Source organism: Streptomyces sp. NPDC046862, from assembly GCF_040704615.1.
GTDB lineage: Bacteria > Actinomycetota > Actinomycetes > Streptomycetales > Streptomycetaceae > Streptomyces.
This window is the reverse complement of sequence record NZ_JBEYXP010000018.1, coordinates 146,462-160,458: the sequence shown is the minus strand read 5'-3', so window position 1 is coordinate 160,458 and position 13,997 is coordinate 146,462. Positions and strand designations below refer to the sequence as shown.

Annotated in this window: 10 protein-coding genes and 2 tRNA genes; 4 read left to right on the top strand and 8 right to left on the bottom strand. The window is 68.8% G+C overall.

All coding sequences use genetic code 11. From position 1 onward, the window contains the following. Positions 1–86: 86 nt before the first annotated feature. On the bottom strand, positions 87–2,744 hold the full coding sequence (locus AB0959_RS21700; protein WP_366828064.1) for a valine--tRNA ligase: 2,658 nt from the start codon (positions 2,742–2,744) through the stop codon (positions 87–89). A 136-nt stretch (positions 2,745–2,880) separates the two neighbouring features. On the opposite strand from AB0959_RS21700, the gene AB0959_RS21695 reads away from it, so the two are divergent. Continuing rightward, on the top strand, positions 2,881–3,852 hold the full coding sequence (locus tag AB0959_RS21695; RefSeq protein WP_366828063.1) for a hypothetical protein: 972 nt from the start codon (positions 2,881–2,883) through the stop codon (positions 3,850–3,852). A 137-nt stretch (positions 3,853–3,989) separates the two neighbouring features. On the opposite strand, the gene clpX is transcribed toward AB0959_RS21695, so the two are convergent. From clpX to AB0959_RS21670, 5 genes are all read right to left on the bottom strand, one after another. Continuing rightward, positions 3,990–5,276 (bottom strand): ATP-dependent Clp protease ATP-binding subunit ClpX, encoded by a 1,287-nt coding sequence (gene clpX, locus AB0959_RS21690; protein ID WP_366828062.1) that lies wholly within the window; start codon positions 5,274–5,276, stop codon positions 3,990–3,992. A 171-nt stretch (positions 5,277–5,447) separates the two neighbouring features. Further along, a complete protein-coding gene (locus tag AB0959_RS21685; protein WP_366828060.1) occupies positions 5,448–6,128 on the bottom strand; it encodes an ATP-dependent Clp protease proteolytic subunit in 681 nt (226 codons plus the stop codon). Between the two features lie 347 nt (positions 6,129–6,475). Next, entirely contained in the window at positions 6,476–7,093 is a 618-nt protein-coding gene (locus AB0959_RS21680; RefSeq protein WP_366828059.1) for an ATP-dependent Clp protease proteolytic subunit, read from the bottom strand. Positions 7,094–7,957: 864 nt separating this feature from the next. Continuing rightward, the gene (tig, locus tag AB0959_RS21675; protein WP_366828058.1) at positions 7,958–9,373 is read right to left on the bottom strand and encodes a trigger factor; all 1,416 of its coding nucleotides are present in this window, start codon (positions 9,371–9,373) and stop codon (positions 7,958–7,960) included. A 213-nt stretch (positions 9,374–9,586) separates the two neighbouring features. Further along, positions 9,587–9,663, bottom strand: a tRNA-Pro gene (locus tag AB0959_RS21670). Between the two features lie 165 nt (positions 9,664–9,828). On the opposite strand from AB0959_RS21670, the gene AB0959_RS21665 reads away from it, so the two are divergent. Next, a tRNA-Gly gene (locus AB0959_RS21665) sits at positions 9,829–9,899 on the top strand. Between the two features lie 266 nt (positions 9,900–10,165). Here AB0959_RS21665 and AB0959_RS21660 read toward each other — a convergent pair. Further along, complete coding sequence (locus tag AB0959_RS21660) at positions 10,166–10,360, bottom strand: hypothetical protein (protein WP_053130833.1); 195 nt, start codon at positions 10,358–10,360, stop codon at positions 10,166–10,168. A 567-nt stretch (positions 10,361–10,927) separates the two neighbouring features. On the opposite strand from AB0959_RS21660, the gene AB0959_RS21655 reads away from it, so the two are divergent. After that, entirely contained in the window at positions 10,928–12,148 is a 1,221-nt protein-coding gene (locus tag AB0959_RS21655; protein WP_366828057.1) for an acyltransferase family protein, read from the top strand. Between the two features lie 4 nt (positions 12,149–12,152). Here the strand turns inward: AB0959_RS21655 and AB0959_RS21650 are convergent, their stop codons facing one another. After that, positions 12,153–12,632 (bottom strand): HD domain-containing protein, encoded by a 480-nt coding sequence (locus AB0959_RS21650; RefSeq protein ID WP_366828091.1) that lies wholly within the window; start codon positions 12,630–12,632, stop codon positions 12,153–12,155. Positions 12,633–12,795: 163 nt separating this feature from the next. Here AB0959_RS21650 and AB0959_RS21645 point away from each other — a divergent pair, with 163 nt between their 5' ends. Further along, the gene (locus tag AB0959_RS21645; protein ID WP_366828056.1) at positions 12,796–13,974 is read left to right on the top strand and encodes a cation:proton antiporter; all 1,179 of its coding nucleotides are present in this window, start codon (positions 12,796–12,798) and stop codon (positions 13,972–13,974) included. Positions 13,975–13,997: the final 23 nt, after the last annotated feature.

The following is a 13,997-nucleotide window of genomic DNA, read 5'->3' as shown; positions in this document are numbered from 1 at the left end:
CGGAACCTGGTGGCTCGGGGGCCTTCGACGGCGTACAGCCGTACGTCCGTACGGGCGTGCCGTACGGGCGTACGTGCTACGAACGGCTACGCCTGCGGCAGGCGCTCCAGCTGTGCCTGGATCCTGGCGATGTCCTCGTCCGCCTTCGCGAGCCGCGTGCGGATCTTCTCCACGACCTGGTCCGGAGCCTTCGCGAGGAACGCCTCGTTGCCGAGCTTGGCCGTGGCCTGGCTCTTCTCCTTCTCGGCGGCCGCGAGGTCCTTCGCGAGCCGCTTGCGCTCGGCGGCCACGTCGATGACGCCGGAGAGGTCCAGCGCGACCTCGGCGCCCGCCACCGGCAGGGTGGCCGTCGCCGCGAAGCCCTCGCCCTCCGGCTGGAGCCGGAGCAGTTGGCGGATGGCGGCCTCGTGGGGCGCCAGCGGCGTGCCGTCGAGGGTGAGGCGGGCCGGGACGCGCTGGCCGGGCTGCAGGCCCTGGTCGGCGCGGAAACGGCGGACCTCGGTGATGACGGACTGGAGGGTCTCGATCTCCCGCTCGGCGGCCTCGTCGCGGAAGCCGCCCGGCGCGTCAGCGCCAGGAACAAACACAGCCTTCGGCCAGTCGGCGATGACCAGGGACTCGCCGCCCGTCAGGGTCGTCCACAGGGTGTCCGTGACGAACGGGACGATCGGGTGGAGCAGCTTCAGGGTGACGTCCAGGACCTCGCCGAGGACGCGCTTGCTGGCCTCGGCCGCCTCGCCGCCCGCCTGGAACGTGGTCTTGGACAGCTCGACGTACCAGTCGAAGACCTCGTCCCAGGCGAAGTGGAACAGGGCGTCGCTGAGCTTGGCGAACTGGAAGTCCTCGTAGTACGCGTCGACCTGCTCGACCGTCTCGTTCAGGCGGGAGAGGATCCAGCGGTCGGTGGCGGAGAGCTTCTCGGCGGCCGGCAGCTCGCCCTGAACCGTCGCGCCGTTCATCAGCGCGAAGCGCGTGGCGTTCCAGATCTTGTTGGCGAAGTTGCGGGACGCCTGGACCCAGTCCTCGCCGATCGGGACGTCGGTGCCGGGGTTGGCGCCGCGCGCGAGTGTGAAGCGGAGCGCGTCGGAGCCGTAGGTGTCCATCCAGTCGAGCGGGTCGACGACGTTGCCGAACGACTTCGACATCTTCTTGCCGCGCTCGTCGCGGACCAGGCCGGTCAGCGCGATGGTGCGGAACGGAACCTCGCCGTCCATCGCGTACAGGCCGAACATCATCATCCGGGCGACCCAGAAGAAGATGATGTCGTGGCCGGTCAGCAGGACGTCGGTCGAGTAGAACTTCGCGAGGTCCGGGGTCTTCTCGGGCCAGCCGAGCGTGGAGAACGGCCACAGGCCGGAGGAGAACCAGGTGTCGAGGACGTCGGTGTCCTGCTTCCAGCCCTCGGCCTCGGTACCGGGCGGCTCCTCGTCGGGGCCGACGCAGACGACCTCACCGTCCGGGCCGTACCAGACGGGGATCCTGTGGCCCCACCACAGCTGGCGCGAGATGCACCAGTCGTGCATGTTGTCGACCCAGTCGAAGTAGCGCTTCGACATGTCCTCGGGGTGGATCTTGACGCGCCCGTCGCGGACGGCGTCACCGGCGGCCTGCGCCAGCGGGCCGACCTTGACCCACCACTGCATCGACAGGCGCGGCTCGATGGTGGTCTTGCAGCGCGAGCAGTGGCCGACGGAGTGGACGTACGGGCGCTTCTCGGCGACGATCCGGCCCTGCGAGCGCAGCGCGGCGACGATGGAGGACCGGGCCTCGAAGCGGTCCAGTCCCTGGAAGGGGCCGTGGGCGGTGATGACCGCCCGCTCGTCCATGATCGTGATGGACTCCAGGCCGTGGCGCTGGCCGATCGCGAAGTCGTTCGGGTCGTGGGCCGGGGTGACCTTGACGGCACCCGTGCCGAACTCGGGGTCGACGTGCGTGTCCGCGACGACCGGGATGGAGCGGTCGGTGAGCGGCAGCTTGATCCGCTTGCCGATCAGGTGCCGGTAGCGCTCGTCGTCGGGGTGAACGGCGACGGCGGTGTCACCGAGCATCGTCTCGGCACGGGTGGTGGCGACGACGAGGGTCTCCTCCCCCTCCCCGTACTTGATGGAGACGAGCTCGCCGTCGTCCTCCTGGTACTCCACCTCGATGTCCGAGATGGCCGTCAGACAGCGCGGGCACCAGTTGATGATGCGCTCGGCGCGGTAGATCAGCTCGTCCTCGTACAGCCGCTTGAAGATGGTGAGGACGGCCTTGGACAGGCCCTCGTCCATCGTGAACCGCTCGCGGTCCCAGTCGACGCCGTCGCCGAGGCGCCGCATCTGGCCGAGGATCTTGCCGCCGTACTCCTCCTTCCACTGCCAGACGCGCTCGACGAACTCCTCGCGCCCCAGGTCGTGGCGGGACTTGCCCTCCTCGGCGAGCTGCTGCTCGACCTTGTTCTGGGTGGCGATGCCGGCGTGGTCCATGCCCGGCAGCCACAGCGACTCGTAGCCCTGCATGCGCTTGCGGCGCGTGAGGGCGTCCATGAGCGTGTGCTGGAAGGCGTGGCCCAGGTGCAGGCTGCCGGTGACGTTCGGCGGCGGGATGACGATGGTGTACGGCGGCTTGTCGCTCTTCGCGTCGGCGGTGAAGTAACCCCGCTCTACCCAGCGCTCGTACAGCTTCCCCTCTACCTCGGCCGGCGCGTACTGGGTCGGCAGTTCGGTGCTGGGCGCTGTGGGCTGCTGCTGAGCGTTCTCGGTCACGGGCTCAGTTTAGGGGTGTCACGGGGCAGTCCCGAAACGCGTTTGTTCTGTAACGGTGGGGGCCCCGATGGAACGCGCGCTACCGGTCTGCGTCAGGATGTCGGCGAAACATAAATATCTGGAGGGGAACCCAGAAATGAGCTACAACCAGCCGGGCCCGTACGGCGGGCAGCCACCCCAGCAGCCTGGACCGTACGGCCAGCCGGGCCCCTACGGCCAGCCGCCGCAGGCTCCGCCCGCCCAGCCCGGCTACGGCTACCCGCAGCAGGCGCCGCCGCCCGCGCCGCCCGCTCAGCCCGGGTACGGGTACCCCCAGCAGGCCCCCCAGGGTGCACCGCAGCAGCAGCCCTACGGCCAGCAGCCTCCGTACGGTCAGCAGCCGCCCTACGGCCAGCAGCCCTACGGGGTTCCCCAGCCGCCGGCTCCCGGTGGCGGCAAGAAGACGGGCCTCATCATCGGCGCGGTGGCCGTCGTGGCCGCGATCGCCGTGGGTGCGTACTTCGTGCTCGGCTCGGGCGGCAGCGGCGGCGGGTCGGACATCGCGGACGACGGTCCGCACAAGCTGACGACGCCGCAGACCGTGCTCGGCGAGTACAAGAAGTCCTCCAACAGCGGTGACGGCATGAGCTCCAGCGACCTGAAGACGGCCGAGGGCTGGGGCATCAAGAACCCCAAGGACGTGAGCGCCAACTACCAGGCGGGGCAGGACACGAGCAACCCGCTGGCCGGGAAGATGCTCACCTTCGGCGGCATCTACGGCGACATCGAGGACCCGGAGAAGGCGGTCGACGGGTTCTTCACCATGCAGAAGGCGGAGGCCGAGAAGGAGGACATCACCTTCGAGGGCGAGCCGCAGGAGTACACGCCGAGCTCGCTCGACGGCGCCGTCATGAAGTGCCAGAAGGCCAAGGGGAAGTTGCCGGACTCGGGGACGTCGGGCGGCCCGAGCGAGATGAACGTCGTCTACTGCGTGTGGGGCGACCACAGCACGCTCGGCTTCGTGATGCCCATGGAGTACTCGGACCTCGCGGCGGGCAAGGCCGCGGACCCGAACGAGACGGCGGAGACAGCCGCCAAGCTCCGCAAGGAAGTCCGCGTCAAGGCCTGACCCGGCGGAACGACTGCTCGACGGCCACTGTTCTTCGGCGACTGCTCGACAGCGACTGCTCAACTGCGAAGGGGCCCCGGTCGGTTGACCGGGGCCCCTTCGTCTGTGCCTGTGGCTGTGCGCCTGCGCGGCGGCCGCTACGCCGTCTTCTGTTCGCCCGAGCCGCGGCCGCGGGCGTCGCGTGGGATCAGGGTCGGGTTCACGTTCGACAGGACGACGTCCGCCGTGATGACCACGCGGGCCACGTCCTTGCGGGACGGGACCTCGTACATGACCGCCTGGAGGACTTCCTCCATGATGGCGCGCAGGCCGCGGGCGCCGGTCTGGCGGAGGATGGCCTGGTCGGCGATGGCTTCCAGGGCCTCGCGCTCGAAGTCCAGCTCCACGCCGTCGAGTTCGAAGAGGCGCTGGTACTGCTTCACCAGTGCGTTGCGCGGCTCGACCAGGATCTGCAGGAGGGCCTTGCGGTCGAGGTTGTGGACCGAGGTGATGACGGGCAGACGGCCGATGAACTCGGGGATCATGCCGAACTTGACCAGGTCCTCGGGCATGACGTCCTCGAACTGGTCCTTGGACTCCAGCTCGCGCTTGGAGCGGATGGTCGCGCCGAAGCCGATGCCCTTCGCGCCCGCCCGCGACTCGATGAGCTTCTCCAGGCCCGCGAAGGCGCCGCCCACGATGAACAGGACGTTCGTCGTGTCGATCTGGATGAACTCCTGGTGCGGGTGCTTGCGTCCACCCTGGGGCGGGACGGAGGCCGTCGTGCCCTCCAGGATCTTCAGCAGGGCCTGTTGCACGCCCTCGCCCGACACGTCCCGGGTGATGGACGGGTTCTCGCTCTTGCGGGCCACCTTGTCGATCTCGTCGATGTAGATGATCCCGGTCTCGGCCTTCTTGACGTCGTAGTCGGCCGCCTGGATGAGCTTCAGCAGGATGTTCTCGACGTCCTCGCCGACGTACCCCGCCTCCGTCAGCGCCGTCGCGTCGGCGATGGCGAACGGGACGTTGAGCATGCGGGCCAGGGTCTGGGCCAGCAGTGTCTTGCCCGAGCCCGTGGGGCCGAGCAGCAGGATGTTGGACTTCGCCAACTCGATGGCGTCGTCACGGCCGTTCGCCCCGCCGTTCTCGCCGGCCTGGACGCGCTTGTAGTGGTTGTACACCGCGACCGAGAGGGCCTTCTTCGCGGCCTCCTGGCCGACGACGTACCCCTCGAGGAACTCGTAGATCTCGCGGGGCTTCGGGAGTTCCTCCCAGCGGACCTCACTGGTCTCCGCGAGTTCTTCCTCGATGATCTCGTTGCAGAGATCGATGCACTCGTCGCAGATGTACACACCGGGGCCTGCGATGAGCTTCTTGACCTGCTTCTGGCTCTTGCCGCAGAACGAGCACTTGAGCAGATCGCCGCCGTCACCGATGCGTGCCACGGTGTGCTTCCCCTTCGCCTGGGAGACGCCTAGGTCCAGCGGCTCCTGGTGCTGCCTTATGTCCGACGGTACCTTGCCGGGCCCCTCGTTCGGGCCCCCCTTGGCACGGTTCGCTTTGACGTGCACTGGGCCAAACCATGCCAAGGGGCGGCAGACGATACAGGGTCCGCGTCAGCGGACGGTCTCGTTGTTCATCTTCCGGGTGGAGATGATCTGGTCGATCAGGCCGTACGACAGGGCGTCCTCGGCCGTGAGGATCTTGTCGCGCTCGATGTCCTCGCGGATCTTCTCGATCGCCGTGGTGGAGTGCTTGGCCAGCATCTCCTCCAGCTGCGAGCGCATCCGCAGGATCTCGTTGGCGGCGATCTCCAGGTCGGAGACCTGGCCACGGCCGGTCTCACTGTACGGCTGGTGGATCAGCACGCGGGCGTTCGGCAGCGCCATGCGCTTGCCGGGCGTACCGGCGGCCAGCAGGACGGCGGCCGCGGAGGCGGCCTGGCCCATGCAGACCGTCTGGATGTCCGGCTTCACGAACTGCATCGTGTCGTAGATGGCCGTGAGCGCGGTGAAGGAGCCGCCCGGGCTGTTGATGTAGACCGAGATGTCACGGTCGGGGTCCATCGACTCCAGGCACAGCAGCTGCGCCATGACGTCGTTGGCGGAGGCGTCGTCGATCTGCACGCCGAGGAAGATCACGCGCTCCTCGAACAGCTTCGCGTACGGGTCGTACTCACGCACGCCCTGGGAGGTGCGCTCGACGAAGCGGGGGATGACGTAACGGGACTCGGCGCGGGGGCCGGTGTACTCGGCCTGCACACGGTCGTAGAGGCCGCTGCCGGGGAAGTCGTTCACTGTGGTCTCCTGGGAGCCTGAAAGGGGCTGAGGCGGTCGGCTTGGGGGTCTGGGCTGTGCGGGGTCGCCGGGGCGCTGGAGCGTCGTGCTGTGCCGGCTGCGCGCCGTCGTACGGGGCCGCGGTCCCCTCGCTTCCATCGTCGTACGTCGTCCCGGTGATCGGGATCGGGGTCGGGATCCCTTGGTGCGTTGTCCCGCCCCGGCCCGTCGTCACGTCGTCGTACGTGGTCGCGTGGGCCCGGCTCCGCTGTACGGTCCGTACCGCCTATGCGGTCCGTACAGTCCGTACAACTGCGCGGAGTCGTGCGCCGGTGCGCGGACTCCGGCTCGCGCCCGGCGTGCGCCGGCTACGCCGCCCCGGTGCCGCCGCCGCCCGGCAAGCTGGCGGCGTGCGTGATGACCTCGTCGATGAGGCCGTAGTCCTTGGCCTCGTAGGCGTCGAACCAGCGGTCGCGGTCGGAGTCGCGGGTGATCTGCTCGACCGACTGGCCGGTGTGGTGCGCCGTGAGCTCGGCCATGCGCTTCTTGGTGTGCAGCAGCCGCTCGGCGTGGATCTTGATGTCGGAGGCCGAACCGGCGAGACCGGCGGAGGGCTGGTGGATCAGGATCTCGGCGTTGGGCAGCGCGAAGCGCTTGCCCGGCGTGCCCGCGCTGAGCAGGAACTGGCCCATGGAGGCGGCGAGGCCCATGGCGATGGTCACCACGTCGTTCTTGATGAACTGCATGGTGTCGTAGATCGCCATACCGGCCGTGATCGAGCCGCCGGGGCTGTTGATGTACAGGTTGATGTCCTTGTCCGGGTCGGCGGCAAGGAGCAGCAACTGCGCGGTGATCTTGTTGGCAATGTCGTCGTCGACCGGCTGGCCGAGGAAGATGATCCGCTCGCCGAGCAGCCGGTTGTAGACCTGGTCGCCGAGGCCACCACCGATGGAAGGCTCAGCGGCGGAGGGCATCAGATTCGTCACGTATCCACCTGCTCGTCTTTACGACGGCGCCGGGCCGTCTCACGTCTTCTGCTGGGGCCTGGGACCCCGTGTTCGCCCCTGCCGGGGCGGCTCCGGGGACTCCCCTGCCCTCGTATTCATGGACCCTAACGCGCGGGTCCCTCCGGGGAATCCCGGAGAGGGAACTGTTCGCTGTCAGCGCATGCGCTCCGCTGGGTGGGCGGGGGTGTGGGTGCGCCCGGGCCTTGAGCGGTGCTGTTGCGTGGGGGCGTCCTCGCGGGGCTCCGCCCCGGGCCCCCGTCGGCGGTTCTCGTCTGCCGGGTTTTTGTTCGTGGGCGGGTGCGGGTTCGTTGTGGCTTGTCGCGCAGTTCCCCGCGCCCCTGAAAAGCACGTGGGCGCGCCCGACAGCCCCGTGCCCCGTGCCCCGTAGGCACCGTCGGCCCCGTACACACCGTTGGCGATGCCCGTACACCGCCGCCGGCCCGCAGCCGCATACGCACCAAAGGGGTGCCGGGAGGTGTCCGCCCGCAGGGGACGGCGTCCGCCGCCGAGCCCTTGCCCCACCCACAGCACCGCCGGACCGAGGACGGAGGCCCCGCGGCGCGCCCCCGACCCCGTACAGGACAGGCCCGAGGCGCCCCTCACGGCGGGAAGGCCGCGTACGGAGACCCCCGGCACACTCCCGACCCCGTACCAACCCGAGCCCTCACTCAGACCCCCGGCGCGCCCACGACCGCGTACGGACCCGAGCCGCCCTCCCCACGGCGGGAAGGCCGCGTACGGCCCGCCGCGCGTACGAGCGTCGGACGGGGACGCCGACGGGCCCCGAGAGGCGCAGGTGCGCTCTCGGGGCCCGTCAGGGGTGTGCTACGGGTGCCGGGGAGGTCAGGCCTCGGGCTTGTCCTGGGCCGGGCTCTCGGCGGAGCCCTCCGCGGCCTCGGCCGGGGTCTCGGCGGAGGCCTCCGCGGAGTCCTCCGTCTCCTCCTCGTCCTCGTCGTCCAGGTCGACGACCTCGCCGTTGGTGTCCTTGACCGTGGCGGCCTCGACGACCAGGGCCAGGGCCTTGCCGCGGGCGACCTCGCCGACGAGGAGCGGAACCTGGCCGCCCTCGACGACCGCCTGGGCGAACTGGTCGGGGGACATGCCGGAGGAGGCGGCGCGGCGCATCAGGTGCTCCGTCAGCTCCTCCTGGTTGACGTTCAGCTTCTCCTTGGAGACCAGCTCGTCGAGGACGAACTGGGTCTTGATGCCCTTGACCGCGGCCTCGCGCGTCTCCTCGTCGAACTCCTCGGCCGTCTTGCCCTGGAGCTCCAGGTACTTCTCGAGGTCGAGGCCCATCTGGCCGAGCTGGTGGTGCTCCAGGTTGTGCTTGCGGGTGTTGATCTCGTCCTCGAGCAGCTTCTCGGGGACGGGCACCTCGACGAGCTCCAGCAGCTTCTCCAGGACGCGCTCCTGGGCCTGCGTGGCCTGGTCGTACTGCTTCATGTTCTCGAGGCGCTTGACGCTGTCGGCCTTCAGCTCGTCCAGCGTGTCGAACTCGGACGCGAGCTGCGCGAACTCGTCGTCCAGCTCGGGCAGCTCCCGGGCGGCGACCTGGGTGACCTTGACCGTCACCTCGGCCTCCTTGCCGGCCGCCGAGCCGCCCTTGAGCTCGGAGGTGAAGGTGGTCTCGCCACCGGCCTCCAGGCCCTTCACGGCGTCGTCGATGCCGTCGAGCAGCTCGCCCGAGCCGATGGTGTAGGAGACGCCGCTCGCGACGCCGTCCTCCAGCACCTCGCCGTCGACCTTGGCCTCCAGGTCGATCGTCACGACGTCGCCGTCCTCGGCGGCACGCTCGACGGGGGACGTCGAGGCGAAGCGCTCACGGAGCTGCTCGACCGACTCGGCGATGTCCTCGTCCGTGACCTCGACGGCGTCGACCTCGACCTCGATGCCGGAGTAGTCCGGGATCTCGATGGTCGGGCGGACGTCGACCTCGGCGGTGAAGTTCAGCGTCTCGCCGTCCTTCAGGTCCGTGATGTCGACCTCGGGCTGGCCGAGGACGTTCAGCTCGGCCTCGTTGACCGCCTCGGTGTAGAACTTCGGAAGCGCGTCGTTGACGGCCTCCTCCAGCACGGCGCCCCGACCGAACCGCTGGTCGATGACCCGGGCCGGGATCTTGCCCTTGCGGAAGCCCTTCACCGTGACCTGCTGGTTGATCTTCTTGTACGCCGCGTCGAGGCTGTCCTTGAGCTCCTCGAAGGGCACCTCGACAGTGAGCCGAACCCGAGTCGGGTTCAGGGTCTCCACGGCGCTCTTCACGGTTCGGTCTCCTTGTGGCTGACTTCTTGGGTTTCTGCTGCGCGCTGCCGCCGGTGCGAAACGACCGGAACAGAGCCTCAGCGGATTCGCGGGCCCTGAGAGGCGTAACAGTGCAGACACACGGGCGCGCAGCTTGCATAGTAACCGCAGGCGGTTCGCGCCCCCAAAAGAAGAGCGAGACGCTCCGGGTTCCCCGTGGCGGGTTCCGGCTGGTGGTCGGGGTGGCGGGATTTGAACCCACGGCCTTCCGCTCCCAAAGCGGACGCGCTACCAAGCTGCGCCACACCCCGTCTGGTGCGACACGTAGGGTACATGGCCGCAGGCAGTGCGACTGCCGCATTTCCCGAGCTAGGGCCCCGCACCGGCGCGGCCGGGAAACGGGGTGTGCGGCGAGGGTGCCCGACCCGCTACGATGCCTCCAGTGCCGCGGTCATCTGACCTGCGGCGCGACCTGTGCGGGCGTAGCTCAATGGTAGAGCCCTAGTCTTCCAAACTAGCTACGCGGGTTCGATTCCCGTCGCCCGCTCTGCACGGCTCAGGGCCAGGCCGGAGGTTCTCTCCTCCGCCTGGCCCTGAGCGTTTTCATCGGCGATCACGTGGGGCGCGTGAGCGATCGAGCTCGCCCCTGCCGTCGCACCGGTCAGGGGAGCTTCCTCGTCGTGCGGCGGAGCGGGGACCACCGGACGCGGAGCGTGACCGGCCGGAGGCGCGGCGCGATGGCGTCCGAGCGCCCCTCGAGGACGGTCCGGGCCCCGGGTGGCCGCGAACAGGCCTGCCGGTCCGGGTCCGCGGCTAGAACTGAATCGAGTTGATGGTGTCGGCTATCGAGTTGAGGAACCGCTGGATGTCGTCGGCCATGCCGGTCGAGGCGAGGAAGAAGCCGAAGAGCACGGCGACGATCGCGGGTCCGGCCTTGATGCTCCCTCCTCGTAGCAACACCACAAGGATGATCGCCAACAGCAGCACCACTGACAGCGAAATGGCCACAACTCATCACACCCTCGGTCGGTCCGCTCACCCGGCCCGGGAGTGCCGGCCCCGCGCACCCCCGTCGGAACCATCGTGCCACCAACCCGGCCCACCTATGCGGCACGTGAGGCAACGTTGACCGGTCTCCGTGGTGGACCCGCGCCCCCTCGCCCCCAACCGCCGCACACCGCACGGCAATTCGAGGGGTCACCCGCAGTGAATTCCGACGTGATCATTTCGATGCACACACATCTCGTTCGCAGGTAATTCGAATTGCTGTCACAGGTGCATCAAGGGCCTTGAGAAAGTGGACATTTCACCAGAGTCGCCCGCGAACGTTATGCACCATTTAGTCCGGAAGAATGAGGACAGAATGGCAGCAAACGGCGCGTTGGCGTGACAGCAATCACCTGCACCCCTTCCCCAAATCCGGGTACCCGTAGCCGGTAATACAGCAATCACGTCGAAGGTTTTACTAAATCCCACAGACAACGCTAGGGTGCCTCAGATGTTTACCGCTGCCTCGTCCCCCGCACGCGCAGCGAGTACCCGGACCACTCCCCGGACTTCCCGGTGGGAGGGTCTGTGACGAACTCGCTGCGACCGCACGGCCCCAGGGCGCCGCTGCCCCCGGCTCAGCAGTCGCCGGCTCAGCAGTCGGCTGACGCAGTACCGAGCCCGCGCTCCCCCCACGTAGCACGGCCGGAGGCCAGTGGCGCCGCGCCGGACGCCAGACCGGTCAAACAGCGCGACGCGTTCTTCGACAACGCCAAGTACCTGGCCATCGTGCTCGTCGCGATGGGTCACGCGTGGCAGCCCCTCACCGGCCACAGCCGTGCCGCCGAGGCGCTCTACATGGTCGTCTACACCTTCCACATGCCGGCGTTCATCGTCATCTCCGGTTACTTCTCGCGCAGTTTCGACATGCGCCCCGACCGGCTCCGTCGCCTGGTCACCGGCGTCGCCGTCCCGTACGTGATCTTCGAGATCGCGTACTCGCTGTTCAAGAAGTGGGCCGACGACGACCCCGGACATCCGATCAGCCTGCTCGATCCGTGGTACCTCACCTGGTTCCTGATCGCGCTGTTCGTGTGGCGGATGACGACCCCGCTGTGGAAGGTCGTGCGCTGGCCCGTGCCGCTCGCGCTCGCCATCGCCGTCCTCGCCTCCGTCTCACCCGACATCGGCGACGACCTGGACCTCCAGCGCGCGCTGCAGTTCATGCCGTTCTTCGTCGTGGGCCTGTGCATGAAGCCCGAGCACTTCCAGCTGATGCGGCGCCGCGAGGTGCGGATCCTGTCGGTGCCGGTGTTCGCGCTCGCCCTGGCGGTCGCCTACTGGGCGGCGCCGCGCATGACCTCGGCGTGGTTCTACCACCGTGACAGCGCACAGGAGTTGGGCTCTCCGTGGTGGGCCGGCGTCATCATGACGCTCGCGCTCTTCGGCTGCTCGATGGTGCTCACGGCCTGCTTCCTCGCCTGGGTGCCGCGCCGCAAGATGTGGTTCACGGTGCTCGGCGCGGGCACGCTGTACGGCTACCTGCTGCACGGCTTCCTCGCCAAGGGGTCCCGTTTCTGGGGCTGGTACGACACCTACGACTGGGTCTACCAGCCGGTCGGCGAGATCTTCGTCACGGTGCTCGCGACCGCGATCATCACCGCGCTGTGCACCCCGCCGGTGCAGCGGATGTTCAAGTTCGCGATGGATCCCAAGATGGAGTGGGCGTTCAAGCGGGACGCGACAGAGCTCGCGCGCGACCGCGGCAAGGCCGGCGGCAGGACCGGCAAGGCCGACGCCAAGGCCTGACCGCTCAACTTCCCTCGCGCCCAGCCTTCTCCGCGCCCCCCGCCTCCTCGGTCGTCAGGCCGAGGAGGCTTCGCATGTGGGCGTACTTCTTCTCCAGCCGGGCGCGGGTCGCCTCGTCCAGGACCGCGAGCCGGGCGGGATCGGCGTTGTGCGCCAGGTCCGACTCCTTGACCAGCAGGGCGCCCGGAGTGGCGAGGATGCGCGCCGCGTACGCCTGAGGGTCTTCGCCCGGCCGCTTGGTGAGCGCCCGCACGACGTCCTTCGTACGGTCCGTCAGCGCGGCCCCGCGCAGCCAGTCCTCCGACAGCGCGTCGTCCTCCACCGCGTCGTGCAGCCAGGCCGCCGCGATCTGCTCCTCGTCACCGCCACGGGCACGGACGCCCTCGGCGACGGCCCGCAGGTGTTCCGCGTAGGGCCGTCCGGCCTTGTCGGTCTGGGCGGCGTGCGCCTCGCGGGCGAGGGCCTCGACTTCGGCGAGTGTCAGCAGGGTCACGGGCCCAGTCTGAGGGCTGTGGATAACTCGTCGCACCGCCGGGATACTTTGGTAAAGTAACTATTGACGCGTTCTTGACGATTCCTTTGCCAGACCAGTCACACTGGCCGAACTGGAGGACGAGCCCATCGGACACGCAGACACCCTCATCGCCATGGGCGGCGCTTTCCTCGCCGCCGCTGTCCTCGCACGCCTCGGCGGGCGCATAGGACTGCCCACCATTCCCCTCTTCATCCTGGCCGGGATCCTGCTCGGCCCGCACACGCCCGGAGTCGTGCTCGTCTCCGACCCGCACGACATGGAGATGCTCTCCGCGCTCGGCCTGGTGCTGCTGCTCTTCTACCTGGGCCTCGAGTTCCACCTGGACGACCTCAAGGCGGGCGGCCGTCGCATGGCGCTCTCCGGGGGCACCTACCTCGCGCTGAACGTGGGCGCGGGGCTGGGCTTCGGGTTCGCCCTCGGGTGGGGCACCTCGGAGGCGCTGGTCCTCGCCGGCGTGCTCGGGATCTCGTCGTCCGCGATCGTCACCAAGGTGCTCGTGGACACGGGACGGCTCGGCAACCCGGAGACGAAGCCGATCCTCGGGATCATCGTGGTCGAGGACATATTCCTCGCCCTCTACCTCGCGGCGTTGCAGCCGATCCTGTCCGGGGCGGACTCACTGTCGTCGGCGGTGCTGGACGCGGGCAAGGCGTTCGGGTTCCTGCTGCTCCTGGCGTTGGTGGCGCGGTTCGGGACGCGTGTGGTGGGGCGTCTGTTCTCCACGCGGGACGACGAGTTGCTCGTGATCTCCTTCCTCGGGGCGGCGGTGTTCGTGGCCGGGGTGTCGGAGTGGTTCGGGGTGGCCGACGCGATCGGGGCGTTCATGGTGGGTCTGATGCTCGGGAGCACGGCGTCGGGGGTGCGGATACGCAAGCTCGTGCATCCGCTGCGGGACGCCTTCGGGGCGATCTTCTTCTTCGCGTTCGGGCTCTCGATCGATCCTGGTGACCTTCCGACGGTGCTGTGGCCGGTGCTGGCCGCGGTGGCGCTGACGTTGGCGATGAACGTGCTGGCGGGAGTGGGGGCGGCTCGTGTGTACGGCTTCGGGCCGGAGGCCACGGCGAACATCTCCACGACGTTGCTGGCCCGGGGGGAGTTCGCGTTGATTCTCGCGACGATGGCGGCGGGCGCGGGGCTGGATGACCGGCTGTCGCCCTTCATCGCCGGGTATGTGCTGCTGCTGGCCGTCCTCGGGCCTCTGACGGCGGTTCGGTCGCACTGGTTGGCACGGGTGCTTCCGGGGCGGCGGGAGAGCGAGAGTGAGGTGCCGGAGTTGGTGGGACAGGGGTGAGAGTCCGGGGGTGAGCGTCCGAG